This is a genomic window from Nitrospina gracilis Nb-211, from assembly GCF_021845525.1.
In the GTDB taxonomy this organism is placed as follows: Bacteria; Nitrospinota; Nitrospinia; order Nitrospinales; family Nitrospinaceae; genus Nitrospina; species Nitrospina gracilis_A.
Map to the genome: position 1 here is coordinate 905,433 of NZ_JAKJKD010000001.1, position 24,821 is coordinate 930,253.

The window sequence follows — 24,821 nt, forward strand, 5'->3', positions numbered from 1 at the left end:
CGATAACCGCCCCTTTTTCATTTCATTCAGTATGTGGAGGCAAGAAACCAATGGCGGAGAATGAAAAGAAAAAGCAACTCTGGCAGTCGGTGCTCGCCGACAAAAGTTTTGTGAAAAAAGAGGACAGCGAGCCCCGGCCCGGCATCAAGTCGAAGATCGACAAGGTGTACGACGAGTTGGAAATCGACAAACGTTACGAGGAAGTCCGGGAGACGGAAGGCCGCACGGAAGACGCGCCTGCCGACGGACCACGCGCTTCCTGAGCGTTCGCCTCCGTTTTTGCAAACTCACCTTTTTGCCGTCAGGCTTTCATGCAAGACCATAATGGAAAACACAGGGAGCTCCCTGTCACTCTGCTGGCGGGGTTTCTCGGCTCCGGCAAGACCACCCTGCTCAACCACATCCTCACCGGCCGGCACGGCCGGCGCATCGCCGTCATCGAAAACGAGTTCGGCGAGATCGGCATCGACCACGACCTCGTCATCGGCGCCGATGAGGATCTGTTCGAGATGAGCAACGGGTGCATCTGCTGTTCGATCAAGGGTGACCTGATCGAAACGCTCAACCGACTGCTCGCCCGGCAGAAGCAGATCGACTACATCGTCATCGAGGCGACGGGCCTCGCCTCTCCCGGCCCCATCGCGCAGGCCTTCATGGTGGAGGACGAGATCGCACAGGGATTGACGCTGGACGGGGTGGTGACGCTGGTCGATTGCAAACATATCTGGAACTACCTCGACGAGCTGGACGTGGCGTGGGAGCAGATCGCCTTTTCCAATGTCATCCTGCTCAACAAAACCGATCTGGTGACGGAAGACGAATTGCAACGCGTGCGCCAGCGTGTCGCCGAGATCAACCCCATGGCCACCATTCATAAGACGCGCCATTCGCAACTGGATCTGGAATGGGTGCTGGACATCGGCGGATTCGATCTGAAGCGGCTGGCATTCGACGATGCCGACGGACTCGTCGGACATCATGATGACCATGCCCACACCCACGCGGAAGACGCCATCACCTCCGTCGGCATCACCGTTCCCGGTTGCATCGATTCCAACCGCTTCAACATCTGGTTGCAGATGCTGTTTCTCACCGAGGGCATGGACGTGTTCCGCGCCAAGGGCATTCTGAATGTCGAGGACTCGCCCAACCGCTACATCTTCCAGAGCGTGTACATGATGTTCGATGTCAGGGAAGACCGTCCGTGGGGCGGCACCCCACGCCAGAACACGCTGTTGTTCATCGGCAGAAACCTCAACCGCGAACGCCTGCAAGCGGGCGTTGAATCCTGCATGGTGTGACTTCCTCAACGCAAAAAAAACTGTTCTGTTTTGGTCTTGGCTACGTGGGCTCCGCCCTGGCGGCGGCGTTGCACGGCGAGGGGTGGAGTGTCTCCGGCACCTGCCGCAGTGAAGCAAAACAGCGAATGCTCGAGGAGCGGGGCTGGCGGGTGTGCCCGTTCGACGCCCCGGATACGGTGCCCGATGCGGCCCCTCTGCTAGCCGGCGCCACGCACGTGCTGGTCACCATCGCACCCAAAGGCGAGGCGGGTGACGTGGTCCTGCACCACTTCGGCGAGATGTTGATGTCCCTGCCGAACCTCGAGTGGATCGGTTACCTTTCCACCACCGGCGTGTATGGCGACCGCGATGGCGACTGGGTGGATGAGGAGACGCCGCCCGCGCCGACGTTCCCGCACCAGAAACGTCGTGCCGAGGCCGAGGCCCAGTGGATGCGCCTCGCCTACAAACGCGCGCTTCCCGTTAACCTGTTCCGGCTGGCGGGCATTTACGGTCCGGGCCGCAATCCGTTGCTCAAGGTCCGGCAAGGTGCCGCCCAGCGCATCGACAAACCCGGCCTCATGTTTGGCAGGGTGCACGTGGCGGACGTGGTGCAGGTGCTGAAGGCGTCCATCGAACGGCCGCACCCGGGCCGGGTGTACAACGTAGTGGACAACTGTCCCGCGCCGCCCGCGGAAGTCACCGAGTTCGCCTGCAAACTGCTGGGCATCGAACCGCCGCCGTTGATCCCGTTTGAAGAGGCCAACTTAAGCGAGATGGGAAAAAGCTTTTACCTGACCAACAAGCGCGTCAACAATTTCCGCATCAAAAAAGAGTTGAAGGTGCGCCTGCATTACCCGGACTACCGTGAGGGGTTGAAGGCGCTCGCCGCCAAACTGGAATGATCCGAACGGGCACTTTGGTATAATCCAACGACCCGGACCCCCGCGGGTCCGCCTGCCAATGGAACCCGCATAAGGAGGAGCATGGACGACGCCCCGTACCGACTGCTGTCACTCACCGGATTTTTCGTTCTCGCCCTGGTGGCCTGGGCCACCGGTAACCGCGCCCGCCCGAACGCGCGCACGTTGGCGGGAAGCCTCATTCTCATCTGGCTGATCGGCGCGCTCACCTTCTGGCTTCCGTTCACGCGCGACGCGCTGTCGTGGGTGAACGACGCGTTGCTCGCGTTGATCGCCGCATCGCGCAAGGGCAGTGTGTTCCTGTTCGGCCCGCTGGCTCTGGGTCCGGGCGAGGGTTTGCCCGATGGCACGAAGTCGATCGGTTTCGTGCTCGCCATGCAGGTTCTGCCTGCGGTGATTTTTTTCTCGGCGGTGGTGGCCGGGTTGTATCACCTGAATGTCATGCAGGCGGTGGTGCGTTTTTTCGCGCGCATCTTTTACCGGTTGATGGGCCTGTCCGGCGCGGAGGCGCTGTCTGCTTCGGCGAACATCTTTGTCGGCATCGAGTCCAGCCTCACCGTGCGGCCATACCTGGAGCGCATGACCCGCTCGGAGTTGCTCACGCTCCTCACCTGCATGATGGCGACGGTGGCGAGCACCGTGCTTGCAGTGTACGTGCTGGCCTTGCAGAACGTGTTTCCGCAGATCGCGGGGCATCTGGTGTCCGCGTCGATCATCTCCATCCCCTGCGCCATCCTGGTGAGCAAGCTCACCCTGCCGGAAAGCGAATCGCCCGTCACCGCGGGCGAGGTGCCCGCCAAAGCGGCGTACGACGGAAGCGAGACGCCGCCCGCCAACCTGATGGTGGCGTTGATGGACGGCGGCAGACAGGGTGTGGGCATGGCGGTGGGCATCGCCACTTTGCTGATTGTGGTGCTGGGACTGGAAGCGGTGCTGGACCTTCTGCTGAAGCTGTTGCCCGCTGTGAGTGGGGAACCGGTCACACTCGCGCGCATCCTGGGCTGGCTGACGTGGCCGTTTGTGGTTCTGCTCGGATTGCAACCCGGCGAGTGGCAGACGGCGTCCGAAATTCTCGGTTCGCGTTTTGTGGAAACGGAGGTGACGGCGTACTTCACGCTGGCGGCGGTGCAGGGCGGGGAGGTCCCGGCATTCACGCCGCGTTCGCTCACCATCCTGACCTACGCGCTTTGCGGCTTCGTGCACATCGCCAGCATGGGCATTTTCATCGGCGGTGTGTCCAGTCTTCTGCCGAAGCGGGTGCGTGAAGTGTCGGTGCTGGGTGTGCGGGCGTTGTGGACGTCGTTTCTGGCGACCCTGCTTACGGGATGCGTCGCCGGGGTGCTGGTGTGACGGGCGTCACTCGCCGCCGCCGAACAGCAGGGACACGATGTTCCAGAAAAACGAGATGATGATGATCACCACGCCGATCACCGCGACGTACACGGAGTACACCTCGCGCTTTTCTTTTTCGGAGAGAGGAGCGCGTTCGTTCTCCCCCGGTTTGCGCGGGTCGTTCATGATGCCGGGAAGGGAGCGGCGTGGAAGCGGAGCGCCGGAAGGGAAGGGGTCATGGGTCACACCTCGTTCTGCCGGTCGATTTCCTGCAGGAAATCGCTGACGGTGTGGACGGTGTTGAAGTTTTTGAATGGCGAAACCATACCGACGATGCAGGAGTTGAGGATGAAGGGGTCGCCGCGCTCGTGCAGGATGACCATGCTGTTGATGTAGCGTTCGCGGAACCACGGCAGTTTCTTGACATCGATCGGGATGATCATTTTCTCGAAATACACCGGCATGCCGTATTTCTCCGTCAGGTACAACTCCAACTCTTCTTTTTCCTCTTCCAGTAACAGGTTGTTGACGCGGCTCTGGATCCAGCGCAGGTATTCGGGCGCCGATTGCTCCTCGTGCATTTCCAGCGCCTGCGGGTAGTTGGCCAGGATCTGGTGTACGGGCAGAGGCTCGTCGCGGAAATAGACGATCCACTCGATGCGAATGTCATCCTCTTCGTGGTCCATCGTCAGACGTGTCGATGGAATCAGCGAATAAGCTTTATAAAGATTCATGTCAGGCCCTTTTGGTTGAGCCACCTATTATACGAATTCAGATCGAATTTGTCTTCCCACCTGTGGGAAGAACGGGACCGAGCCCGCCGCAGGCGTTGAAAAATACGCAGGGTATGCGGACGGAACACCAATTTCAACGCATTCATTCCCGCCGGTTGTGAGGCTGGGGGACTGCGCCCGCCCCGGCTGGACGAACCCGTCCGGCTCAGATGTCGCCGAGTTCATCTTCCTCGAAAAATTCCTTCATCGATTCCAGGTCGGTTTTCTCAGTAAGCCGTTGTTCGGCACGGTCGATGAATTCGTTGACGGTCTTCAGGTGTTCCGGCGAAATATTGCGGAGCACGAGGTTTTCCATCAAAAACTCTTTTTCGAAGTGATCCAGCAGGCGCCCGATACACCCCATCAAAAAGGGCGAGAACACCGCTTCCACTCCAGTGAAGTCCATGTGTACCGGTTGCTTTGTCTTCAATTGCGGCAGGATTTTTTCATAAAGCCGGAGTCCGTCGTCGAGCGCAACACACCGGGTGCCGATATCTTCCTTCAGTGCGATTTCCATTTTCGAATTCCTGGGAAATATAAGGTTTTCCCTGCATGATGCGATCCCTTATACTGATTTCAAGCACCAATGCGGGCGATTGAAAAGAAAGTTCGCTTTGCCATTCGGGAGTACCAGATGTCATGAGTATTCGTATCAGCCCGCTGTTGTGGCTGTTTGCGGGGATGTTGGCATCCCCCGCCATTGCGGAGGACTTGCATCATCATCCGCACCGTTCGGGCCATCTGCCTTCCGTGGGGCCCGGCGAAGCGCCGCATTTTCATGAAGTCGATGTGGACCAACTGATCCGCGTTGACGACATCGCCAAGCGGCCGCACGACCTGCCCCCGCCCATTCAACGCAAGAAATCCGAAACCGTCAAGTTCAAGTTGGAATTTCGCGAGCTGGTGTCCACCCTGTCCCCGGGCACGGAGTATGTGTTCTGGACATTCGACAGCACCGTGCCGGGCCCGCTCCTGCGTGCGCGTGTGGGCGATACGGTGGAGCTGACACTGACCAACCACGCCACCAGCACGCACTCGCATTCCATCGACCTGCACGCCGTCACGGGTCCGGGCGGTGGCTCGGCGCTCTCCGAGGTGAAGCCGGGCGAGACGCGGACCATCGCCTTCAAGGCCCTGCATTCCGGCGTGTACCTGTACCACTGCGCCACGCCCAATGTGCCGTCGCACATCACCAACGGCCTGTACGGGCTGATCGTCATCGATCCCGAAGACGGCTGGCCCCAAGTGGACCGTGAATTTTACATCATGCAGGGCGAATTTTATACCCGGGGTGCGGTCGGTGAGACGGGTTTTCAGGATTTTTCCCCCGACAAGATGATGCGGGAACAGCCGGAGTATATCGTGTGGAACGGCCGGGTGCAGTCGCTCACCGGTCCCGGCGCACTCAAGGTGAAGCAGAGGGAACGCATCCGCATTTTCGTCGGCAACGGTGGGGTGGCGCGGGTGCTCAATTTCCACATCATCGGCGAGGTGTTTGACCGGGTGTATCCGGAAGGGGCCATGAGCCCGCCCCGTCACGGAGTGCAAACCACGCTGGTGCCCGCCGGTGGCGCGTCTGCGGTCGAGTTGACCCTGGAGAACGCCGGCGACTACGTCCTGCTCGACCACGCCATCGCTCGCATCGACCGCGGCTCCTACGGACTGCTGACGGTCGAGGGCGCCCCCATCCCCAGCCTGCTGTCCAGCCCCTGAAGCGGTTTTTATCGTACGTATCCTCCTTCCCGCCATTCCTGTTTTCCTATGCAGGTGAAGAAAACGTAAAATTGATATATAATCTGTCGGCATGAATGCCATCGAAATCGACTGCGTGGAAGACGATCGAGCATCAGGTTCTTCCGATAGGAGTTTCGGCCTCGTTTTTACCTTTGTGTTTGCGGGGATCGGGCTGTGGCCGTTATTGGGTGGCGAGCCAGCCCGTACGGTATTTCTGATCCCTGCGGCTGGAACCCTGGCGATCGCCGTGTGGCGGCCCATCTGGTTGCGTCCGCTCAATCGGAGATGGATTCAATTGGGTGAGATTTTAAGTAGCGTGATCAGCCCGGTGATTCTTGGCATTCTCTATTTCTGTGTGGTGACTCCGACAGGAAATTTCCTCAGTATATTAGGAAAAGACCTGTTGCGAATGCGGCGGGACCCCGCCGCCGCGAGTTACTGGATTGACCGCGATCCCCCCGGTCCCGAGCCGGAATCGCTGATCCATCAGTTTTAGCGGGAGGTTTCCGTGACGGTCGTTAAGGAATTGTGGGTGTTCATGCGGGTCCGCAAGAAGTACTGGCTGTTGCCCATCGTGACTCTGCTTCTCATGATGAGCGGGCTGGTGATTCTGACTCAAGGGTCCGCCGTGGCGCCATTCATCTACACCCTGTTCTGATTCTGCCGGGTCATGGTTGTTCTCGGCATCTCCGCTTTTTACCACGACAGCGCGGCGGCGCTGTTGCGGGACGGAGTGGTGGTGGCCGCGGCGCAGGAAGAACGCTTCACCCGCAAGAAACACGACGCCCGCTTTCCCCGCCACGCCATCCGTTCCTGCCTGGAACAGGCGGGCCTCGGCCTCGACGAGGTCGATTGCATCGCTTTTTACGACAAACCTTTTCTTAAATTCGAGCGCCTGCTGGAAACCAGTCTCGCCTTCGCGCCCAAAGGATTCCGCACTTTTCATAAAGCCATCCCCGTCTGGATCAAGGAGAAGCTGTTTCAGAAACCGCTCTTGGTGCGTCAACTGCGCGCCATGGGATGGGAAGGCGACCCCGAGCGGGCGCTGTTGTTTTCCGAGCACCACCTGAGCCACGCGGCGAGCGCATTCTACCCGTCGCCGTTTGAAGAGGCGGCGGTGCTGACCCTGGACGGCGTCGGTGAGTGGGCGACGACCTCGTTCGGCATCGGCCGCGGGCGCGAACTCGCTCTCCATAAGGAAATCCATTTCCCGCATTCGCTGGGCCTGCTGTATTCCGCGTTCACGCAGTACATCGGGTTCAAGGTGAACTCCGGCGAGTACAAGCTGATGGGCCTTGCTCCCTACGGCCAGCCGCGTTTTAAGGACACCGTCCTTGAACATCTGATCGATGTGAAAGCCGACGGCACGTTCCGGCTCGATCTGTCTTACTTCGATTACTGCACCGGCCTCACCATGACGAACAAAAAATTCCACGCCCTGTTTGGCGGCCCGCCGCGTAACGCAGACGCCGAGGCGCTGACGGAGAGGCACATGGATATCGCGGCGTCGATCCAGTCTGTGACGGAAGAGGTTCTGCTGAAACTCACGCGGTCGATCGCCAAAGCGTCGGGCATGAAAAATTTGTGCCTGGCGGGTGGGGTGGCGCTCAACTGTGTCGCTAACGGACGTGTCCTGCGTGACGGGGCGTTCGAGCGCATCTGGATTCAGCCCGCCGCCGGGGATGCCGGGGGCGCTTTGGGCGCGGCATACTGCGCCCACCACCTGCACGCGGGTCAGCCCCGCACGGTGAGCGCGTCCCTCGACGGCATGCAGGGCGCGTTTCTCGGTCCGCAGTTTTCGCAGGAGGAAATCCAGGCACGGCTTGATGCGGCGGGGGCGCAGTTCGTGGTGATGGAGGAGGGTGGGGTGATCGACGCCTGCGCCGAGGCGCTGGCTGAAGGGCGCGCCGTAGGCTGGTTTCAGGGACGCATGGAGTTCGGTCCGCGCGCGCTCGGCAACCGGTCCATCCTCGCCGATCCACGCTCGCCGGACATGCAGTCGGTGCTCAATCTCAAGGTCAAAAACCGCGAGTCATTCCGCCCGTTCGCACCGTCGGTCCTGCGCGAGGAGGTGGGGCGGTATTTCGACATGGACACCGACAGCCCGTACATGCTGTTGGTGGCGGAGGTGGCCGGTCCGCGCCGCCGCGCCTTAACCGAAGACGATCTCGCGCGGACCGGTTTCGATAAACTCAAAGTGCCGCGCTCCGATCTGCCTGCCGTGACGCACGTCGATTGTTCGGCACGCATTCAAACAGTTCACAAAGAGACCAATCCCCGCTATCATGCATTGATCACGGCGTTCCAGCGCCGCACCGGGTGCCCGGTGCTCGTCAACACCAGCTTCAACGTGCGCGGCGAGCCCATCGTGTGCACGCCGGAAGACGCGTTTCGCTGTTTCATGGGCACCCAGATCGATGTGCTCGCCATTGGCAACTGTTATTTGAAAAAGGAAGAGCAGAACCCCGCTCTCATCAACAACCACGCCGGGGCGTTTGAGCTGGACTGAACCGTCCCGCCGCTTCCGCCGTCTTTCAGGATTTCCGCACATGCTCTTAGCGGTCGACATCGGCAACACCAACATTGTGTTCGGGCTGTATGACGCGGACTGCCTGCGCACGCACTGGCGCATCCGCACGGAACGCAACCGCACCGTGGACGAATACTGGGTGCTGGTCAACGAATTCATTCTGCTGAACAAAATCACCACCGGCACGATCGACGACATTGTCATCTCCTGCGTGGTGCCGCCGCTCATCCCGGTGTTCGAGGAGTTGTCGCGCAAGTATTTCAGGACGGAACCGCTGGTGGTGGGACCGGGCATCAAGACGGGCATCCCCATCCTGTACAAGAATCCGGCGGAAGTGGGCGCGGACCGCATCGTCAACGCCGTGGCGGGACTGGAAAAATACGGCGGGCCGCTCATCATCGTCGATTTCGGCACGGCCATCACGTTTGACGTGGTGTCGAAGAAAGGCGAGTACCTGGGCGGCGCGATTTTCCCGGGCCTGCAGATCTCAATGGAAGCGCTCTACAAAGGCACGGCGAAGCTGTCGCCCGTGGACCTGGTGCGGCCGGAAAAGGTGATCGGCAAATCGACGGTGGAGAGCCTCCAGGCCGGAGCCATCTTTGGTTTTGTGGGCATGATCGAAAACATCGTGTCGAAGATGCAGGGAGAACTGGGGGAGAAGGCGAAAGTGATCGGCACCGGCGGGCTCATCAAAGCCATCGCCGACCAGGCGCCGGTGGTGGAGGTGATCGATCCGTTTCTGACGCTGGAAGGTTTGAAGATTCTGTACGACCGCAACCGGCAGGGAAAGTGAAGCGCAAAATGGCTTACACAAAAAACCGGCTTTCCCGACTAGAGGAGGGGCTAAAACCCGGGGAGAGGAGGGACCCCAGGAAAATCAGTAGTCGAAAAAGCCGGCAACGGCATATCTGGCGTATTCATTATCCGCTATATTCTTCTATCTCTATTTTATCGTTTTGATTTCCTTATAAACAAGCGCACCAGCCGGGCGTCCTCATCCCGGTTGGACACCTTATATCCTTTAGATTCCACCCAGCCGCTGAAGGCTTCGGAAAAACTTTTCTTTTTATCCAGAATAATTTCCAGGATGCCATTCATTTTGACGTCTTTGAAGGCCTGGTTCAACTGGTCGGTTGCGCTGAAAAATGACAGCCCACGGGTATCGAGCGTTTTGAACACGGTCATTGTCCCACTCCTGTTTATTAAGATGATGGTGGTCGGTTGAAGGATTCTCCCGGGTGACTTTGTGTACTGTGGTTAATATAGGACGGCAACATTAAAAGAAAATGAACAGTTCATTAATTTTTTTTAATCATCAGGGTGGGTTGTAACTAGCTGATAAATATTGGGATATTGCTTCTATGGTGAGGGGGGAGGTTTCCGGGGCAGTCCATTCCCCCTTTTTGTGGGAGATGGCGGGCGGTGCCGGTCAGGCGGGTTCGGCAGGTCCATTTTAGCCCTGGGGAAGGTTTGGCGCGGGCCGGGGATTTGTTACAATCGGGGGCGCCGGATCGAAAAAGCCGGTAGTTCCAACCAACCTTGTTTTACTAAGGAAAGTCGAGAAAACGCTATGGCGGTCCGAAGCGATGGAAATACAGAATATGAAGCGAACGAGCCCACGTACGAGGAAAAAGCGGAAAAACTGCACGCGGAAATCGCTCGGCAGTTGGAGCAGGACGCCACCCGTCTGGCGTTGACCGGCCGCTACTTTGGCACCGACGAGGCCCGTATCATTGCCGAATGCGAAGCGGTGAAAACGGTCAAAACCCTCGATCTGTCCGACAACCAGCTCGCCGACGAGGCCCTGCTGGCGCTGTTTCAGTCGCCCAACCTGGGGCAGTTGGAGGATTTGAATCTGTCCATCAACTTCATCACCGAATCCGGGGTGAAGCAACTCGCGGAAGCAGACGGGGTGACGGTGACGCACCTGAAGGCGTTGTCGATGGAAGACAACCGCCTGAAAGATCCTGCCGCGGTGGCGTTGGTGAACTCGGCGCATTTTCAGGAACTGGAGGTCTTGAACCTGGGCTGGAACGAAGTGGCGGACGCCACGGCCGAAGCGCTGGGCGCAAGCCAGAACCTGAAAAGCCTGAAGACGCTGATTCTCGAGCGCAACTACATCACCGAGGCCGGTGTGCGCGCCCTGTTTGCGGGCACGGTGCTCGATGGATTGGAGGAGCTGAACCTGGCGTCCAACAAGCTGATGGGAGCGGGCGCGGCGGCGCTGGCTACGCTCAAACCCCTGCCCAACCTCAAAATACTGTGGCTCACCAACAACGCCATCGACGACGCCGGGGCCAGGGCCATCGGCGAAAGCACGCACTTTCCGAACCTGGAAAAGCTGTTCATGGGCCGCAACTACTTTGGTCAGGAAGGCGGCGATGCGGTGTATTACACGAAGACGCTCACCGGACTCAAAACGCTGGTGCTGACCGAGGGCGTCGAGACCAACCCCGACTTCGTCAACTACTCCCGCCCGGAACTCCTGCGTCCGGATTACGAAGAGGAGTGAGGGGACGGGAGTCCGATCCTTCCGCGATCACGCCGTGCCACCGTGTGGCGGCAGTCGGTGGTCGTTCCCTGTGCGAATTTCAGAACACTTTCAGTTTTTCGATTTTGGAGAGTTTGGGTGATTCGCGGAGCGCCTTTTTGGCTTCGTCGGATTTGATGCGGTTGCCGCCCAGGTGCAGGTAGGTGAGATTGGAAAACGTGTCGGAATCGGCAAACGCATACGCGCCTTCCTCGCCGACGCGGTTGTCCACCAGGCTGAGCGACTGCACCTTGGTGAGGTAGGGAGAAGCGGCGAGTGCTTTCGCGCCTTCGGGGCCGATGCCGTTGCATTCCAGGTTCAGCGTGTGGACCTCGCTGAACATCGGCGCTTCCGCCACCACCCGCGCGCCCTCATCGCCCAGCGCGTTCGATCCCAGGTGCAGGTACTCGATCTTGCCCAGCACCTTGCTTTCGGTGATGATGCGGAGGGCCTCCGCGTTCATTTTGTTGTGGGTGATGATGAGGGAGGTCACCTTGTCAAGCGGCTCGAAGTCGGCGATCAGTTTCGCCAGTTCCACCGGGTAGCCCGGGTCTTCGGTGTCCATCAGCTTGGCGAAGACAAAGGAGTCCTGCACTTTCAGCACCACCTTGTCGCGGATGCTTTCAAACAGGGCTTTCTGCACGGGCGTGAGTTCCGCGCCGCGCCCCGCATAGTTTTCCCCATCGTTGATGAGTTCTTCCCAGTTTTTGGCTTTCTTCGGTTGCGTGCTCATTTTTCTATTTTAATGATGTTGCCGCATGCCGGTTGATTGCCCATGTCGCAGGCGATTCGAAACCATTTCAGCGCCGCGCTCTGCCGTCCTTCGCGGTATTTCAAAGCGCCCAGGTTGAAGCAGGCGGCGTCTTCTTTTGCCTCGCAGGCCTTTTCGAACATTTTGGCCGCTTCCTTCCATTCCGGGCTGTACTGCTTGCCCTGGTTCTGGATGTAGATGCCGCCCCAGATGCAGGCCGTCATGTAATCATCATCACAGGCCTTGCGGAACAGGGGGATTGCGCTTTTGATGTCGTTGTCCAGCGCGATGAATTTCTTCCCCCGTTCAAAACATGCGGCGGAGTTTCCATCTTCGCACAACTTGAGGAGCTTGTCCTCCTGGGCCCAGGCGACGGAGCTCCCCAGGACGACCAGTATTCCGGTCAATACCAACGTCTTCACAATTTCGAAAGTTTTCACGGCATGCCCTTTCCTGAACGAGGTGAAGCCACACCCGACCTTCATGCGACAATGCGCGCATTTTAACATATCTTGGGGAACATGAGCCGGGCGATATCATTTTCGCCGCGTTGCGGACCGGTGTCTTTGGTTTGCAACGGCTTCGAAAATCCACTAACCTTCATGCGTTATCGGAGTTATTGATTTGAAGCTGTTTATGGTGACCGTGGCCGCCTTGTGCGGAATCCGGCGGAGGGACAGGCGATGAACATTGTGTTGATGGGCTACCGCGGCACCGGCAAATCGGTCGTCGGCAAGATTCTGTCGAAGCGCCTCAAGCGGCCGCTGTACAGCATCGACCGCATGATCGTGGACGAAATGGGCTGTCCCATTTCCGAAATCGTGGAGAAGTTCGGTTGGCCGCGCTTCCGCGAGATGGAAGCGGACATGGTGTCCCGGGTGGCGGTGCGCGACAACTGCATCATCGACTGTGGCGGCGGTGTGGTGCTGAACCCGGACAACGTCGAATTCCTGAAACGCAACGGCAAGGTGATCCTTCTGGATGCGGAGCTGGAGGTGATCCTGGATCGCCTGCAACGCGGCCGCGACCGTCCGCCCCTCACAGAAGGCATGTCCTTCGAGGAAGAGCAGAAAAAAGTGTATGAGGAACGGGCGCCGTTGTACTCCGCCGCCGCCGACATGGTGTGCGACACCAGCCGCGCCCGCCCCGGACAGACGGTTCAGCAGATCATCGAACGTATTTACAACTACGGATGGATTTGAAGCATGGAAGGGTCCCTGTTTGAAAGCCTCGTGCGCAACAGCATGACGCTCATCACCGACATCGACAAAAGCGAGTCGATGGTGGTGCACGAGGGCGACATGTTCGCCAATGCCGAGACCAGCGAGGAGCCGACCTTCAAGCTCGACCTCAATGACAAGGATGTCATTTACGACGAGCTGGAAGACCTGATGGGCTACGCCCGGCTCAAGCTGGTGAAGATGATGTACCTGGATGCCAACAGCTTCGGCGACGAAGGCGTGGCGCTTCTGGCGCAAACCTCCGCGCTCAAGAAACTGCACACCTTGTCGCTCGCCGACAACAAGCTCACCGATGCCGCAGTGGCCGCGCTGGCGGAGTCGCCCCACCTCACGCGTCTGCGTGTGCTGTACCTGCATCACAACCACATCGGCGCGGCGGCGATGGAGGCGCTCGGCAACTCCGACACGCTCTCCGGCCTCACCACGCTGTACCTGAAGGCGACGTCGCTCGGCCCCGAGGGTGCGTCTGCGCTCGCCGCCTCTCCAAAGCTCCGCAGTCTGAAAGAACTTTATCTCGACCGCGCCTCTATCGGCAACGAGGGGTTGCAGGCGTTGTGCGGATCGGAAGTGCTCGACAGTGTGGAGAAACTCACCCTGCCGCACAACGGCCTCACCGACAGCGCCATCGACATGCTGGCCGAGAGCGACCACCTGCCGAACCTGGTGACGCTCGACCTGTACAAAAACCGGTTCACCGAAGGTTACGCGCAGAAACTGAAAAAAGCGCCGAAGCTGAAAAGCTTCAAGTTCCTGCAGGTGGACTGATGCCGCCGCGCACCAAATCGGCCCGCTCGCGCAACCACGTCATCCCGGCGTCGCGCTCCATCCTGCATCATTTCGACAGGCAGGACCCGGTGATGGCGGCGGTCATCCGCAAGACCGGCCCCATGCGGCTCAAGCGCAACCGCAATTATTTTCAGGTGCTGTGCAAAGCCATTGTCGGCCAGCAAATCTCCACGCGCGTGGCGGACGTCATCTTTGCCCGGTTTCTGGCGTTGTTCGACGGCAAACCGCCGACGCCGGAGCGTGTCGCGGCGGTGACCGCCGACGGCCTGCGTGCCGTCGGCCTGTCCCGGCAGAAGGCGGCGTACCTGCACGACCTGAGCGCCCGCTTCATCGACAAGACCATCCGCCCGCATCAGTTAAACTACCTCGACAACGAAGCCATCATCGAGCGCCTGACCACGGTGCACGGCATCGGCCGCTGGACGGCGGAGATGTTTCTCATTTTTTCTCTCAACCGCATGGACGTCTTGCCGGTGGACGATCTGGGCCTGCGCGCGGCGGTGAAGACGATTTACGATTTGCCGGAATTGCCAAAGGCAAAACAGTTGCGGTCGCTGGCGGAGGCGTGGCATCCTTTGGAGACCGTAGCCACCTGGTACGCATGGCGTACGCTGGACGGCACCATCATCAACTACTGAAGGCTATAGTCCCCATGGATTTCATTGACGACAAGATCGAACGCTACGCGTTCAACCACACGCAGGACGAAGGTCCCCTGCTGACCCAGCTCAAGCAGGAAACCCATGAGAAACTGGAACTGCCGGTGATGCTGACGGGACGGCTGGAGGGGCGGTTTCTGAAACTGCTGGTGCAGATTCTCGGTGCGAAGCGCGTGCTGGAAGTCGGCACGTTCAGCGGCTACAGCGCGCTGTCCATGGCCGAGGGCCTGCCGGAAGACGGGCGGCTGTTCACCTGTGATATCGATCCAGCCGCCATCGAGGTGGCGAAAAAATATTTCCACCGCAGTGAGCACGGGAGCAAGATCACCCTCCTCGAAGGGGAGGCGTTGAAGTCGATCGAAAAAGTAGAAGGCCCGCTCGACATGGTGTTCATCGACGCCGACAAGGCCAATTACCTGAATTATTACGAAGCGGTTCTGCCGAAAGTGCGGAGCGGGGGCCTGATCGTGGTGGACAACGTGTTGTGGAGCGGCCGGGTGCTGGATCCGCAGGATGAGTCGGACCACGCCATCAACGACTTCAACCGCGCGGTGCACGCCGACGACCGGGTGGAGGGCGTCATGCTGACCGTGCGCGACGGGGTGTACTGCCTGCGGAAGAAATGATGCCGGCGGTCCGGACCTGGATTAAAAATAACTGTCCAGCAGTTCCTTCCGCTTTTGCAGGTATTCCTCTTCGCCTATCAGCTTGCGGTCGTGCAGGCTCTTCAAAAATTCCAGCTTCTTCACCAGTTCGGGATTGAGCGGCGGTTCGTTGCCGGTGGCCTGCGGTTGGGTGTTTTCCGGAACCGTTTGTTGCGGCGTTTGCTTCTGGGGAACGGTGGTGCCGGTTTTGCGTTTCAGCCGCCGGATTTTCACCGGACCCTCGTGATCGAGGTTGGCAACGATCCAGTTTTCCCAGGTTTTGGAGCCAAACAGTTTTCCGGAGACGAACAGTTTCTGTCCTTCCTGCGGGAGCAGGTGCCACGAGGAGCCGTAGCGGGCGTTGAAGTTGCGCGTCAGGTTGTGCGCCACGCCCTGGATTTTTTCAAACTTCCAGTACAGGTGATTGTCACTGGCGAAGACCGCTCCCTCCGTGTCTCCTGCATCCGACTCGATGGTGAAGCCGATGACGTTGCCCATCTGCGCACGGTTGAGCGCCTTGGTCAACAGGCGCTTTGAGTTCATGACGTCGTCTTTCGTGAACACGCGTCCCGTATCTCCCAAAAGGGAATTGGGTTTGTACTTGAGCGACCACATCTGCTGGACCAGTGCTTCCTCGCTGATGTCCAGGGGATGCTGAAGTTCCATCTTGGCGACCTCTTCTCCCAGCTGGAATTTGCTGATGTAGCGGAGGGTGAGCTTATCCGCTTCCAGTACCCGGCCGGAACTCTCCGGTTCGTGTTTGATCTGGCATCCGCCTGCGACCAGCAGGCAGACAGTCAGCAGAACAGCGGTCCAGCCTGGGAAGCCGTTCGGTTTCGGTTGCGTGTGTGTGAAGGGGGACATGTCACTCCTGTCTTGGTTTGCGGGCCACCAGCGAGGCGAAGGCCCTTTCCTCTTTCGGGTCGTCCACTTCCCGGTAATGTAACACAAGCCAGTCGCCGAAAGTTTTCAGCAGTTCATTCGGGGCAAGCACCCATTCGGGCTTGAACCGGCTGTATTTCAGATAATCCTGATTGAACGTCTCGTAGATCAACAACCCGTCCGCTTTCAGTCCGTCGCGAATGGCCGGAAACAGCCTGCGGTCCAGAAAATAAAAGCAGACGATCACGTCGTAGGCGTTTTTTTCGATCTCGTATGCATCCAGATCGGCGGCAATCGCCTCCACCCTTAAATTTTTTTCCCGGGCGAGGCGGTGAACCCGGTCGATGGCGACCTCGGAAATGTCCACCCCCGTCACCTGGTACCCCCGTTCCGCGAGGTAGAGGGCGTTCCGGCCCTCACCCATGGCGATGTCCAGCGCCCGGCCGTGGCCGGTCAGAAGGGGGGCGTGCTCCGTCAGCCATTCGCAGGGATCGCGCCCGGCCAGGCAATCGGCGGCCTCGTACTTGGCGTTCCATTTTTCCTTGTCTTTTGCCGACATATTGTGCAGAATCGGGATTCCTGCGGCTCCCCCCCTGATTTCTCGGAAAACCAGCATGGTATGCCATTTTGGGGGCGTATCAAAATAATTTTGACAGGCCCTCGGTCCGGGTTGACTTGACGGGGGGTTTTCGGTATATTCTTTCTTTCGTTTCAGGCTCGCAGGAAAGCCTCTCTCACCAGTCAAACCGGTCCCTGTCAGACAGGTTCATTGGAGTTATTTGGAATGTACGCGGTACTCAAAACAGGCGGAAAGCAGTATAAGGTTGCCGAGGGCGACGTAATCCAGGTGGAAAAGCTGGAAGGGAACGTCGGCGATACGGTCACTCTGGACCAGATTCTTCTGGTTGGTGCGGATGAGGACATTCAGGTCGGTAATCCGCTGATCTCCGGCAGTGCGGTAACGGCCGAGATCGTGGAACAGTTCAAGGACAAGAAAGTTCTGGTATTCAAGAAGCGGCGCCGGAAGAACTACCGCCGGAAAAATGGACACCGCCAACTGGTGACCCGCCTCAAGATCACCGGCATTTCCAAGTAAGTCGAAGGAGACGTCATGGCACACAAAAAAGGACAGGGCAGTACTTCCAACGGCCGCGACAGCATTGGCAAGCGGCTGGGCGTCAAGCGTTTCGCCGGGCAGACCGTGAAAGCGGGCGAAATCCTCGTGCGCCAGCGCGGAACCACCATTCATGCCGGCACCAACGTGGGTGTGGGCAACGACTACACGCTGTTTGCGAAAGCCCCCGGCGTGGTGAAGTTCGAGTGGATGAACCGCACCAAGAAAAAAGTCAGTATTTATCCCGCCAACTGAGGCGCACCCCTTAAGGGGATGCGTTTCCATACATGTTTGTCGATCAGGTCAAGATCACCGTCCGCGCGGGCAATGGCGGCGACGGTTGTTGCAGTTTCCGCCGAGAGAAGTTCATCCCCAAGGGCGGACCTGACGGCGGCGATGGCGGCCGCGGCGGCGATGTGATCCTGCAGGCCGTCTCCAACCTCACCACGCTTCTCGACCTGCGCTACCAGCAACTCTACCGCGCCGAAAACGGCCGCCCCGGAAGCGGCAACCTCAGAACCGGAAAAAGCGGTGAGACCTGCATCATCCGCGTGCCGCTTGGCACCGTGGTCAAGGACTACGAAACCGGCGAGGTGCTGGCGGACCTGACCGGAGAGTTTCAGGAATACGTTGCGGCCAAGGGCGGACGCGGCGGGTTCGGCAACGATCATTACAAATCGTCCACCAACCGCGCACCACGCCGTGCTGATTCCGGAAAGCCCGGTGACTCGCGCGTGCTGTTGGTGGAGCTGAAACTACTCGCCGATGTCGGCATCATCGGGTTCCCCAACGCCGGCAAGTCCACGCTCATCTCCAAAATCTCCAACGCGCGGCCGAAGATCGCCGACTATCCGTTCACCACGCTCACGCCCAACCTGGGGCTGGTGCGGGTGGACGAATACCAGTCGTTCGTCGCGGCGGACATCCCCGGCCTCATCGAGGGCGCACACGAGGGCAAGGGACTCGGCACCCGCTTTCTCAAGCACACCGAGCGCACCCGCGTCATCCTGCACCTGCTGGACTTCTCCGTCCTGTCGGATCGTGATCCCATCGAAGACTATGAAGTCATCCAGAAAGAGTTGAAGGCGTTCAGTGAGGATTTGTACCAGAAGCCGCAGATCCTGGTGGCGAGCAAGATCGACCACCCGGAGGCGGAAGAAAAGTTCGAACGCTACCGCGACCGCCTGAAGGCCATCAACCTGCGACTGCTCGCCGTGTCTTCGGTGACGGGGCGGGGTATTTCGGACCTCATTCACCAGACCTACCAGTTGTTGCAGGAGCAGGTGCCGCCCCCGGACATCGCGCCCGGCGAACGTACGGACAGGGAAGAGTGGGTGGAAGAGGACTGATTACTGGATGGCGAAGTCGGTGAAGTTGGCCTTGCGGATTTTGCCGTTTTCGATGCTCTTGTTGAACGCGTCGCGCAGTTTGTCGCGCAGTTTTTCCTTGGCATACACCACGTCCGTGTAAAACCTCTGCTGGAAGAACCGTTCCACCGTCGAGACCATCATGTTCTCGTAAACCGGCAATGCTTTCCGAATGACCTCAGCGCTGTCCGGCGTGTCCATTTCGATTTCCAGGCGGAAGCTCAGAACCCGGATGTCGGTGGTGTTGTAGGCCACGGGCAGAATGGTGTTGAACGTCACGATGGTGGCGTTGGGATCGATGAACCGAGCGAGTTTCTCCTCCTTCTGCACCGCCTGTTCGATTTCCTGCTGGGATTCCTTCAGGATCTCGGATTGCTCCAGTTCCTTCAACAGCTCATTGTCTTCGGACGGCTCCAGCAGTTGCGCCGCTTCCTCCAGTTGGTTGCCCGGTTTGGGTTCGGGTTCTTTCACCACCGTCGTTTCAGTTTCCGGTTCCGGCTTCGGTTGAGGAACCTTTGTGTTCCCCATCAATTGGTCAATGTCGAGTTTCTTTTCCTCCTCCGATTCCGTCAACAGGTCCTGCATCTCGGGATGGGTGTCGAGCGGGGTCTGAGCGCCCTCGTCTTTGTGCGGGACGAGGTCTTCCGGAATTTTGCCGTTGGCCACCATGGAATCGGTCAACTCGCTCGGCGTGAAGGTCTGCATGAGGAAATACCCCGTTCCGCCGAGAAGCAGAAGGCCCACAATGACCGAAGCAATGATCACGCCGCTCTTACGCCCCCGTGGCATGGAGAAGAGTCCGCCTTTTTTCTCCTGGAAGGCCAGGTCGTAGTTGTCATCGTCGTTGTCGTCCTCGTAGGCCGACTCATCGAGGCCTTCAAACCCTTCGTCGTCGTACGCGGCGTCGTCATCGTATTCCCTGCCGATAACGATGGGCTGGGCGTCCTCGTCATCGTACGCGTCCGCGTCCTCCTCTTCGGAGAATTCCGTGACCTCCGAGAACGGGTCGTCTGCGGTTGCGGTAGCCGGGGCATCTTCCTCTTCTTCTTCGTCCTCCAGGTCGGGAAACTCCCGTTCCCACTGTTCTTCATTGGTCAGGCTTTCTTCTTCGGAGTCGTCCAGCGACTCAGTCCAGTTGAAACTCGAGGGAGTGTCTGCACGGGATTCGGTTTTCTCTTCCTGTTTCCCCAGTGTTTCCATGTCCGGTTCTCCGGCTTGACCGAAAAATGCGGCCGTGAAATCGTCCGGCTCCTCATTTGCGGCGACGGAAGAATAGTCATGGATTGCCGGAGATTCGGCGGACCAGTCGTCCACATCCATTTTGCCCAGATCGTCGAACATGGCGGATTCCCCGGCCGATGTGATGGGTTCCTCGGTGGCGCGGTCTCTGGAGAAAAATTCGCCCCCAAGGTTTTCCAACGCGGTGAACTCCGGGTGCAGGGGTTTCGAGGTGGTTCGGGGTTGCGGCTCTTCCTCGGAAGAGGGCGGGGGTTCCTGCCCCGCCGCGGGGATGGGTGCTTTCTGGCTTTCCACCGGCGCGGCCTTTTCTTCTGCGAACGTTGAGGTCTCTTCATGCAGCTCGGTGATGGGGGTTTCCGCGGCCGTTTCGAAGGATTCCGGAGAAGCCGTTCCTTCGGTGCGCGCAAACTCTTCATCGAGACCGATGACTTCCTTTTCCTGCTCGGCGAATTCGTCGTCCAATCCGATCACATCCACATCGTCGTCCACAGCGGTCACCGGGACATCCGGCTCGTCTGAGGTGGATGCCCACTCATCCACCGTGGTGAGCGGCTCTGTGGCCGTCTCTTGGGGCTTGGACTCCGGTTGCCGGGAATTCGCCGCGGTCGCCGTTTCCGGTTCGAGTTCCTGCTCGGGTTCCTGCGAAGCCAGAGATTCCTCATTCGAGGCCGGTTCCGATTCCTCCTGCGCATAGACTTCACCCTGCAGCTTCTGCCGTTCGAGCTCCAGCATGAGGCGTTGCTCTTCGAGTTGTTTCAGTTTTTGATCGGCGTTTTTGTTTTTCAGTTTCTTTCTTTGCTCTTCAAGAACATTCAGTTCGGATTCCAGGTCCTCCCATGACTTGGGAGATTGCCGGGTCCTCCCTTCCGGCTCGGGCGGGACTTCTTCCGGGCTGCCGGGCGGGATTTCCTGAGGAGGTGGAGAGGGAACAGGCTCCGACTCCGGTGGAACCTCTTCGGGCTCACCCGGCGGAATCTCTTCCGGGGGGGAAGGCTCCTGTGCGACGGTGTCTTCTGTTCCCGCTTGTTTCGATCCGGAAGCGGTGGGTTCCACCTCACTTTCGGCGGCGGTTTTCTCCCATTGGTCATCCTCCGGCGCCATTTCAGCAAACATCTCCGCCCAGGCATCGGTGCCCGGGACCTCTTCTTCGGTGTCCGGTTCCTGCACTTCGTCTTTCGCTTCCGGTGGGAGCGCGGCGGGTTGCGCCGCTTCGTCCGCGAATGCCTCGGCCCACAACTCCGGGTCCTCGAACGGGGCGTCGGCCTCTTCTTCCCGCGCGGGTTCGGGTTGCGGTTCATCGGTGAATGCGTCCAGCCAGATTTCCGGATCGACCAGGCCGGCGGGTTCTTCGGCGACCGTGTCAGCGGGTTCCGCCGGGGTTTCAGCGTCTCCGGTGCTCTCCGAAGTTTCGGTTGCGGACTCCCCGCTCCGGGCAAGTGCTTCCGCGTGCTGGGCGGCTTCCGCGAGTTCTTCATCCTCCAGCGCTTTGGCTGAATCGGCCACCTCATCCCAGTCCTTGGAATCCGGAAAGCCTTCCAGGTCGCCAATGGGCGCGGTCACTTCCTCCGGCAGGTCGGGATCGACAGGCTCCTTGCCCAGGCCGAGTGTATCTGCGTCCGGTTCCTCCCTCACGGACGGCTCCATGGTTGAAGATACAACAGGTGGGCCGGCGGTGCTGTCGAAGCCGGAAGATACATCTTCCCTTGCGGTTTGGGAAGCGGTGAGGGGAGGGGGCGGGGCTTTGGCCCCTTTCTTTTTGATACGGAACGGATGGTGGCAGACCGCACACTTCAGCTCAATGCCCTGTTCGCCCAGGGGAGGCAGGGCGACCTCATAATTAGCACGGCATTTCGGACATACGATCTTCATAAGAACTTATTAAATAAGGTTTAATTTCTATTATAGGGAAAGCCAAATGACCGGCCAATGGATATCGGTAAAAAGCCCATAAGTCCCCGTTTGACAAGGGTTTTAATTAAATATATAATCCTTGGCCAGACACAGCCACCTTGTTTTTCCTGAGGCTGGGGCGGTTGGCTATTAAATGAGGTGCGGCTGTGGCTCACGCTGGACCGGGGCTCTCACCTCAATTTTTCAATCAGCACATTTTGTATCGCAACCTAGACCCGTAACTCTGAATCGCACGTTCCATGAAGGCACTTCATAAACAGGGCAGTTTTCTGTCGTTGGTTCTCCTGTTAACTCTTTTCGGTTTTTTTCCTGAGAAATCAAGGGCCGTGAAAGGGATTTCTGCGGAATCGCGGTACCTGATGAAGCTGGATAAACGGACGTTCCGGGACCTGTACCTGAAGGCCCGGTTCGATGCCATCCGGCAGGAGCGGCGCATCAAAAACCGGATTCATGAAGTGATGCGCAAATACAATTCCGGCCTCGACAAGAAGGGCATGCGGAGCATCTCCAACCGCATTTTCAGCGAGAGCCGGAAATACGGGCACGATCCCCTTCTGCTGACGGCTCTGATCGTCACCGAAAGCTCGTTCAACCAGAAAGCGAAGTCGCACAAAGGTGCGTTGGGGCTGATGCAGATCCGCCCGGCCACGGGTTCGGCGCTGGCGACGGAAGCGCAGATGGCGTGGAAGGGCAATTTCTCCCTTTTCAATCCGGAGACCAACATCGCCCTCGGTGCGATGTACCTCGACAAACTGCAAAAACGGTTTCAGGACTTGGACCTCGCGCTGGAGGCGTACAACCATGGGCCGTCGCGGCTTTCGCGCTATCTCCGCCAGGGCAAGAAACCGAAAACGTATTCCCGCAAGGTCATCCGCATGTATGGCCAGTTGCGGTCGAAAACCACTTGATCCTTCCCGCCCTTTCATCACACCGCCATCCGGTTGGCAATGTACCGGTCTTTTTCAGTAAAATGAAATCGTCATGAAACGAATCGCGAGACATTCATTTGGTCCGCCCGCGGAAAGGGCCCGGCTGGCTTTGCGCCGGAGGAAATGGCTGGGCGCACTTCTGGCCGCGGCGGTTCTGGTCGGTGCGGGGTGTTACACCATGCAGATCGAGCGGGCGTTCGACGGCGAGTTCCAGTCCTATGAGAACAACCGCATCATCAATGAATACTGCATGAGCTGTCACCTGCACCGCAACTTCAACTCGACCACTCACGTCGAGGAAATGTCGCTGACGTACAACCGCAAGGTGTTCCGCTACGCCACCGAGTGCCGGGTCTGCCATTACCTGGAAAGACACTGGTACCTGAACGATTTTCTGCGAAAAACACGCCGTCCGAAAGACGCCAACCAGGGTGCATTCAAGATCTTCGAACGTGAGTTTCTGGAATCACAGAAAACCACGCCCCTGACTGAAGACGGGCCCATGCCCTGAGTCCCGAACGGCCTCCACGAAGCGCCGCGCCCGATCCATCAAGCCGTTTGTTTTTAGGTATTTAGGGGGTTTCTGGAAGGTTCCGCCCAGCGTTCTTGCGGGCACAAAAAAACCGCCCGGCGTGCGGGCGGTTTTTCCGTGAATTCGATCTGATTGGAATTAGAGGGAATTCTTCATGTTCGGTGCGGGCTTGAAACCGACGGTCTTGCTAGCCTTGATTTTAATTTCTTCACCGGTCTGCGGGTTTCGTCCTTTGCGAGCTTTGCGAGTCCTCACGGTAAAAGTGCCAAATCCGGGGTAAGCAAAACGCTTGTCTTTTTTGATCGCCTTGGCAATGACATCGAAAGTGGCGTCGACAACATCTCCGGCCAATCGTTTACTGAGGTTCGAATCTTTTACGTTTTTGGTTACGCTGGCGATGAGCTCATCTTTAGTCAATGGATCATCCCTCCTTTCGAGATTTTTTTGAGACAGGACCTTCTTGTAAGGTGAGTATGGTGTAGGACATCAAGCGGGCTCATTATAAAAAATGGGGTTTAAATGTCAAACAAAAAATCCGAAGCGATACCCTTTTCCCTCCCGGTAATTAAGGCCGATCCGGGGTATGCGTGTTTTTGCGAGCGTGATTGCAAACATTTTTGAAGACGCGGACAGGGAAAATAATCGCAACGGTTTTCATTTTTGATTGGACACGTTCTCCATCGGCGATACAATGACGATGTTATAAGAAAAATGTTTAGGAGAGCAGAAGTGGCTGTATTACCCATCGCGTACCTGGGGCATCCGGTCCTGCGCCGGGTTGCCGAGCCGGTGGATCTCAATGTGCTGACGGCGCCGGGGGACAACGAACTGCAAACCTTCATCGACGACATGATCGACACCATGCACGATGAAGGCGGTGTGGGCATCGCTGCGCCGCAGGTTCAGCGTTCCCTGCGGATCATCGTGGTCGAGTACCACGGCAACGAGCGCTATCCTGAAGGCTCGGAAATTCCGCTGGAAGTGTACGTCAACCCGATCATCACCTGGACCAGCGAGGAAACAAAAGAGTTCTGGGAAGGGTGCCTGAGCGTGAAAGACCTGCGCGGACTGGTGAGGCGCCCCTCCGCCTGCACCATGGAAGCTTACACCCGCCAGGGTGAGAAGGTGGTGGTGAATGCGGAAGGGTTTCTCGCTGTGGTGCTTCAGCACGAAATCGATCACCTGAATGGCAAGGTGTTCCTCGACCGCATGGACGACCTCACCCAACTTTCCTACGAGAAAGAGTTCATGACCTACTGGGTGAAGCCCGCCGAAGAAGCCGTCGAACCGCAGGAAACCATATGAGCTGGCACGACACATTGGAGCAGGAAGTCCTGCACCTGTACCAGGAACCGGTCATCGGCTCCGGCTACAGCAACACCTATGGCGAGGCCAATCTCGTCAACCTGGTGAACAAGTTCCACAGCCTGGAAACGGAGCAGATGGAATACATGAAGTCCATGGTGGTCACGTTTTCGCAGTCGGACGACCTGGCTTCCAGTTACGTTTCCGTCGGCGTCCTGCACGCGCTCGGCATGCACGACCACGTGGAGAACGCATACCAGTGGGCGCAGGGGCGTGATGACAGTCACATGTTCACCAGCCATTTCGACATCGGCAAATCCTTGGCCGAGCACTTCGTCATCAATCCCCCCTGATCGTTC

31 protein-coding genes are annotated in these 24,821 nt (G+C 58.5%); 21 read left to right on the forward strand and 10 right to left on the reverse strand.

Annotated elements, in window-relative coordinates:
* The first annotated feature begins 50 nt into the window (after positions 1-50).
* The 4 genes from J2S31_RS04180 (at position 51) to J2S31_RS04195 (ending at position 3,553) form a co-directional block, all read left to right on the forward strand.
* Positions 51-263, forward strand: a complete 213-nt coding sequence (locus J2S31_RS04180) for a hypothetical protein (protein WP_237097807.1) — start codon at positions 51-53, stop codon at positions 261-263.
* A gap of 48 nt (positions 264-311) precedes the next feature.
* The gene (locus tag J2S31_RS04185; RefSeq protein WP_237097808.1) at positions 312-1,301 is read left to right on the forward strand and encodes a CobW family GTP-binding protein; all 990 of its coding nucleotides are present in this window, start codon (positions 312-314) and stop codon (positions 1,299-1,301) included.
* Entirely contained in the window at positions 1,298-2,185 is an 888-nt protein-coding gene (locus tag J2S31_RS04190; protein ID WP_237097809.1) for an SDR family oxidoreductase, read from the forward strand. Before J2S31_RS04185 ends, J2S31_RS04190 begins: the two co-directional genes overlap by 4 nt.
* 81 nt (positions 2,186-2,266) lie before the next feature.
* The gene (locus tag J2S31_RS04195; protein ID WP_237097810.1) at positions 2,267-3,553 is read left to right on the forward strand and encodes a NupC/NupG family nucleoside CNT transporter; all 1,287 of its coding nucleotides are present in this window, start codon (positions 2,267-2,269) and stop codon (positions 3,551-3,553) included.
* 6 nt (positions 3,554-3,559) lie between these two features.
* Here the strand turns inward: J2S31_RS04195 and J2S31_RS04200 are convergent, their stop codons facing one another.
* The 3 genes from J2S31_RS04200 to J2S31_RS04210 all read right to left on the reverse strand — a co-directional run bounded on the left by J2S31_RS04200 (position 3,560) and on the right by J2S31_RS04210 (position 4,825).
* Complete coding sequence (locus tag J2S31_RS04200) at positions 3,560-3,781, reverse strand: hypothetical protein (protein ID WP_237097811.1); 222 nt, start codon at positions 3,779-3,781, stop codon at positions 3,560-3,562.
* Complete coding sequence (locus J2S31_RS04205; RefSeq protein ID WP_237097812.1) at positions 3,778-4,269, reverse strand: hypothetical protein; 492 nt, start codon at positions 4,267-4,269, stop codon at positions 3,778-3,780. Before J2S31_RS04205 ends, J2S31_RS04200 begins: the two co-directional genes overlap by 4 nt.
* 205 nt (positions 4,270-4,474) lie before the next feature.
* Positions 4,475-4,825: an STAS-like domain-containing protein gene (locus J2S31_RS04210; RefSeq protein WP_237097813.1), complete on the reverse strand. Its 351-nt coding sequence runs from the start codon at positions 4,823-4,825 to the stop codon at positions 4,475-4,477.
* Positions 4,826-4,947: 122 nt separating this feature from the next.
* On the opposite strand from J2S31_RS04210, the gene J2S31_RS04215 reads away from it, so the two are divergent.
* The 5 genes from J2S31_RS04215 to J2S31_RS04235 all read left to right on the forward strand — a co-directional run bounded on the left by J2S31_RS04215 (position 4,948) and on the right by J2S31_RS04235 (position 9,365).
* Positions 4,948-6,021, forward strand: a complete 1,074-nt coding sequence (locus J2S31_RS04215) for a multicopper oxidase domain-containing protein (protein ID WP_237097814.1) — start codon at positions 4,948-4,950, stop codon at positions 6,019-6,021.
* A gap of 91 nt (positions 6,022-6,112) precedes the next feature.
* On the forward strand, positions 6,113-6,538 hold the full coding sequence (locus J2S31_RS04220) for a hypothetical protein (protein ID WP_237097815.1): 426 nt from the start codon (positions 6,113-6,115) through the stop codon (positions 6,536-6,538).
* A 12-nt stretch (positions 6,539-6,550) separates the two neighbouring features.
* On the forward strand, positions 6,551-6,700 hold the full coding sequence (locus tag J2S31_RS04225) for a DUF5989 family protein (protein WP_237097816.1): 150 nt from the start codon (positions 6,551-6,553) through the stop codon (positions 6,698-6,700).
* 12 nt (positions 6,701-6,712) lie between these two features.
* Positions 6,713-8,551, forward strand: a complete 1,839-nt coding sequence (locus J2S31_RS04230) for a carbamoyltransferase family protein (protein ID WP_237097817.1) — start codon at positions 6,713-6,715, stop codon at positions 8,549-8,551.
* Positions 8,552-8,591: 40 nt separating this feature from the next.
* Positions 8,592-9,365 carry a type III pantothenate kinase gene (locus J2S31_RS04235; protein ID WP_237097818.1) on the forward strand — a complete coding sequence of 258 codons (774 nt, stop codon included), beginning with the start codon at positions 8,592-8,594 and terminating at the stop codon, positions 9,363-9,365.
* A gap of 155 nt (positions 9,366-9,520) precedes the next feature.
* Here J2S31_RS04235 and J2S31_RS04240 read toward each other — a convergent pair whose 3' ends face one another.
* Positions 9,521-9,757, reverse strand: a complete 237-nt coding sequence (locus tag J2S31_RS04240) for a sulfurtransferase TusA family protein (RefSeq protein ID WP_237097819.1) — start codon at positions 9,755-9,757, stop codon at positions 9,521-9,523.
* Between the two features lie 385 nt (positions 9,758-10,142).
* On the opposite strand from J2S31_RS04240, the gene J2S31_RS04245 reads away from it, so the two are divergent.
* A complete protein-coding gene (locus tag J2S31_RS04245; protein ID WP_237097820.1) occupies positions 10,143-11,084 on the forward strand; it encodes a hypothetical protein in 942 nt (313 codons plus the stop codon).
* 79 nt (positions 11,085-11,163) lie between these two features.
* On the opposite strand, the gene J2S31_RS04250 is transcribed toward J2S31_RS04245, so the two are convergent.
* Both J2S31_RS04250 and J2S31_RS04255 read right to left on the reverse strand, forming a co-directional pair.
* Positions 11,164-11,835, reverse strand: a complete 672-nt coding sequence (locus tag J2S31_RS04250) for a hypothetical protein (protein ID WP_237097821.1) — start codon at positions 11,833-11,835, stop codon at positions 11,164-11,166.
* Positions 11,832-12,293, reverse strand: coding sequence for a tetratricopeptide repeat protein (locus tag J2S31_RS04255; RefSeq protein ID WP_237097822.1), 462 nt, complete (start codon positions 12,291-12,293; stop codon positions 11,832-11,834). The genes J2S31_RS04250 and J2S31_RS04255 overlap by 4 nt, the downstream gene beginning before the upstream one ends.
* Before the next feature lie 243 nt (positions 12,294-12,536).
* On the opposite strand from J2S31_RS04255, the gene J2S31_RS04260 reads away from it, so the two are divergent.
* Genes J2S31_RS04260 through J2S31_RS04275 form a run of 4 tightly spaced genes read left to right on the forward strand, consistent with a single transcriptional unit; the run spans position 12,537 to position 15,165 of the window.
* The gene (locus tag J2S31_RS04260) at positions 12,537-13,055 is read left to right on the forward strand and encodes a shikimate kinase (RefSeq protein WP_237097823.1); all 519 of its coding nucleotides are present in this window, start codon (positions 12,537-12,539) and stop codon (positions 13,053-13,055) included.
* Between the two features lie 3 nt (positions 13,056-13,058).
* Positions 13,059-13,859, forward strand: a complete 801-nt coding sequence (locus tag J2S31_RS04265) for a hypothetical protein (RefSeq protein ID WP_237097824.1) — start codon at positions 13,059-13,061, stop codon at positions 13,857-13,859.
* On the forward strand, positions 13,859-14,518 hold the full coding sequence (locus J2S31_RS04270) for a DNA-3-methyladenine glycosylase family protein (RefSeq protein ID WP_237097825.1): 660 nt from the start codon (positions 13,859-13,861) through the stop codon (positions 14,516-14,518). The genes J2S31_RS04265 and J2S31_RS04270 overlap by 1 nt, the downstream gene beginning before the upstream one ends.
* A 14-nt stretch (positions 14,519-14,532) precedes the next feature.
* Positions 14,533-15,165, forward strand: coding sequence for an O-methyltransferase (locus tag J2S31_RS04275; RefSeq protein ID WP_237097826.1), 633 nt, complete (start codon positions 14,533-14,535; stop codon positions 15,163-15,165).
* Between the two features lie 21 nt (positions 15,166-15,186).
* Here the strand turns inward: J2S31_RS04275 and J2S31_RS04280 are convergent, their stop codons facing one another.
* Both J2S31_RS04280 and J2S31_RS04285 read right to left on the reverse strand, forming a co-directional pair.
* Positions 15,187-16,047, reverse strand: coding sequence for an SHOCT domain-containing protein (locus J2S31_RS04280; protein ID WP_237097827.1), 861 nt, complete (start codon positions 16,045-16,047; stop codon positions 15,187-15,189).
* Position 16,048: 1 nt separating this feature from the next.
* Complete coding sequence (locus J2S31_RS04285; RefSeq protein WP_237097828.1) at positions 16,049-16,624, reverse strand: class I SAM-dependent methyltransferase; 576 nt, start codon at positions 16,622-16,624, stop codon at positions 16,049-16,051.
* Between the two features lie 225 nt (positions 16,625-16,849).
* Here J2S31_RS04285 and rplU point away from each other — a divergent pair, with 225 nt between their 5' ends.
* Genes rplU through obgE form a run of 3 tightly spaced genes read left to right on the forward strand, consistent with a single transcriptional unit; the run spans position 16,850 to position 18,528 of the window.
* On the forward strand, positions 16,850-17,161 hold the full coding sequence (gene rplU, locus J2S31_RS04290) for a 50S ribosomal protein L21 (RefSeq protein ID WP_237097829.1): 312 nt from the start codon (positions 16,850-16,852) through the stop codon (positions 17,159-17,161).
* Between the two features lie 15 nt (positions 17,162-17,176).
* Complete coding sequence (rpmA, locus tag J2S31_RS04295) at positions 17,177-17,434, forward strand: 50S ribosomal protein L27 (RefSeq protein WP_237097830.1); 258 nt, start codon at positions 17,177-17,179, stop codon at positions 17,432-17,434.
* Positions 17,435-17,466: 32 nt separating this feature from the next.
* Positions 17,467-18,528 carry a GTPase ObgE gene (gene obgE / locus J2S31_RS04300; protein WP_237097831.1) on the forward strand — a complete coding sequence of 354 codons (1,062 nt, stop codon included), beginning with the start codon at positions 17,467-17,469 and terminating at the stop codon, positions 18,526-18,528.
* Here the strand turns inward: obgE and J2S31_RS04305 are convergent, their stop codons facing one another.
* Positions 18,529-21,654: a zinc-ribbon domain-containing protein gene (locus J2S31_RS04305; protein WP_237097832.1), complete on the reverse strand. Its 3,126-nt coding sequence runs from the start codon at positions 21,652-21,654 to the stop codon at positions 18,529-18,531. It lies immediately after the preceding gene.
* Positions 21,655-22,022: 368 nt separating this feature from the next.
* Here J2S31_RS04305 and J2S31_RS04310 point away from each other — a divergent pair, with 368 nt between their 5' ends.
* Both J2S31_RS04310 and J2S31_RS04315 read left to right on the forward strand, forming a co-directional pair.
* A complete protein-coding gene (locus J2S31_RS04310; RefSeq protein WP_237097833.1) occupies positions 22,023-22,604 on the forward strand; it encodes a lytic transglycosylase domain-containing protein in 582 nt (193 codons plus the stop codon).
* Positions 22,605-22,677: 73 nt separating this feature from the next.
* A complete protein-coding gene (locus J2S31_RS04315; RefSeq protein WP_237097834.1) occupies positions 22,678-23,136 on the forward strand; it encodes a hypothetical protein in 459 nt (152 codons plus the stop codon).
* 159 nt (positions 23,137-23,295) lie between these two features.
* Here the strand turns inward: J2S31_RS04315 and J2S31_RS04320 are convergent, their stop codons facing one another.
* Entirely contained in the window at positions 23,296-23,574 is a 279-nt protein-coding gene (locus J2S31_RS04320; RefSeq protein WP_005005830.1) for an HU family DNA-binding protein, read from the reverse strand.
* A 312-nt stretch (positions 23,575-23,886) separates the two neighbouring features.
* On the opposite strand from J2S31_RS04320, the gene def reads away from it, so the two are divergent.
* Positions 23,887-24,462, forward strand: a complete 576-nt coding sequence (gene def, locus J2S31_RS04325) for a peptide deformylase (RefSeq protein ID WP_237097835.1) — start codon at positions 23,887-23,889, stop codon at positions 24,460-24,462.
* Entirely contained in the window at positions 24,459-24,815 is a 357-nt protein-coding gene (locus tag J2S31_RS04330) for a hypothetical protein (protein ID WP_237097836.1), read from the forward strand. Before def ends, J2S31_RS04330 begins: the two co-directional genes overlap by 4 nt.
* Positions 24,816-24,821 lie beyond the last annotated feature (6 nt).

Bases quoted from the DNA above. Each gene is read 5' to 3' on its own strand.
- J2S31_RS04180 (WP_237097807.1), top strand. From the start codon at position 51: ATGGCGGAGAATGAAAAGAAAAAGCAACTCTGGCAGTCGGTGCTCGCC.
- J2S31_RS04185 (WP_237097808.1), top strand. From the start codon at position 312: ATGCAAGACCATAATGGAAAACACAGGGAGCTCCCTGTCACTCTGCTG.
- J2S31_RS04195 (WP_237097810.1), top strand. From the start codon at position 2,267: ATGGACGACGCCCCGTACCGACTGCTGTCACTCACCGGATTTTTCGTT.
- J2S31_RS04205 (WP_237097812.1), bottom strand. From the start codon at position 4,269: ATGAATCTTTATAAAGCTTATTCGCTGATTCCATCGACACGTCTGACG.
- J2S31_RS04210 (WP_237097813.1), bottom strand. From the start codon at position 4,825: ATGGAAATCGCACTGAAGGAAGATATCGGCACCCGGTGTGTTGCGCTC.
- J2S31_RS04215 (WP_237097814.1), top strand. From the start codon at position 4,948: ATGAGTATTCGTATCAGCCCGCTGTTGTGGCTGTTTGCGGGGATGTTG.
- J2S31_RS04220 (WP_237097815.1), top strand. From the start codon at position 6,113: ATGAATGCCATCGAAATCGACTGCGTGGAAGACGATCGAGCATCAGGT.
- J2S31_RS04230 (WP_237097817.1), top strand. From the start codon at position 6,713: ATGGTTGTTCTCGGCATCTCCGCTTTTTACCACGACAGCGCGGCGGCG.
- J2S31_RS04235 (WP_237097818.1), top strand. From the start codon at position 8,592: ATGCTCTTAGCGGTCGACATCGGCAACACCAACATTGTGTTCGGGCTG.
- J2S31_RS04240 (WP_237097819.1), bottom strand. From the start codon at position 9,757: ATGACCGTGTTCAAAACGCTCGATACCCGTGGGCTGTCATTTTTCAGC.
- J2S31_RS04245 (WP_237097820.1), top strand. From the start codon at position 10,143: ATGGCGGTCCGAAGCGATGGAAATACAGAATATGAAGCGAACGAGCCC.
- J2S31_RS04250 (WP_237097821.1), bottom strand. From the start codon at position 11,835: ATGAGCACGCAACCGAAGAAAGCCAAAAACTGGGAAGAACTCATCAAC.
- J2S31_RS04260 (WP_237097823.1), top strand. From the start codon at position 12,537: ATGAACATTGTGTTGATGGGCTACCGCGGCACCGGCAAATCGGTCGTC.
- J2S31_RS04265 (WP_237097824.1), top strand. From the start codon at position 13,059: ATGGAAGGGTCCCTGTTTGAAAGCCTCGTGCGCAACAGCATGACGCTC.
- J2S31_RS04270 (WP_237097825.1), top strand. From the start codon at position 13,859: ATGCCGCCGCGCACCAAATCGGCCCGCTCGCGCAACCACGTCATCCCG.
- J2S31_RS04275 (WP_237097826.1), top strand. From the start codon at position 14,533: ATGGATTTCATTGACGACAAGATCGAACGCTACGCGTTCAACCACACG.
- J2S31_RS04280 (WP_237097827.1), bottom strand. From the start codon at position 16,047: ATGTCCCCCTTCACACACACGCAACCGAAACCGAACGGCTTCCCAGGC.
- J2S31_RS04285 (WP_237097828.1), bottom strand. From the start codon at position 16,624: ATGTCGGCAAAAGACAAGGAAAAATGGAACGCCAAGTACGAGGCCGCC.
- rplU (WP_237097829.1), top strand. From the start codon at position 16,850: ATGTACGCGGTACTCAAAACAGGCGGAAAGCAGTATAAGGTTGCCGAG.
- rpmA (WP_237097830.1), top strand. From the start codon at position 17,177: ATGGCACACAAAAAAGGACAGGGCAGTACTTCCAACGGCCGCGACAGC.
- obgE (WP_237097831.1), top strand. From the start codon at position 17,467: ATGTTTGTCGATCAGGTCAAGATCACCGTCCGCGCGGGCAATGGCGGC.
- J2S31_RS04305 (WP_237097832.1), bottom strand. From the start codon at position 21,654: ATGAAGATCGTATGTCCGAAATGCCGTGCTAATTATGAGGTCGCCCTG.
- J2S31_RS04315 (WP_237097834.1), top strand. From the start codon at position 22,678: ATGAAACGAATCGCGAGACATTCATTTGGTCCGCCCGCGGAAAGGGCC.
- J2S31_RS04330 (WP_237097836.1), top strand. From the start codon at position 24,459: ATGAGCTGGCACGACACATTGGAGCAGGAAGTCCTGCACCTGTACCAG.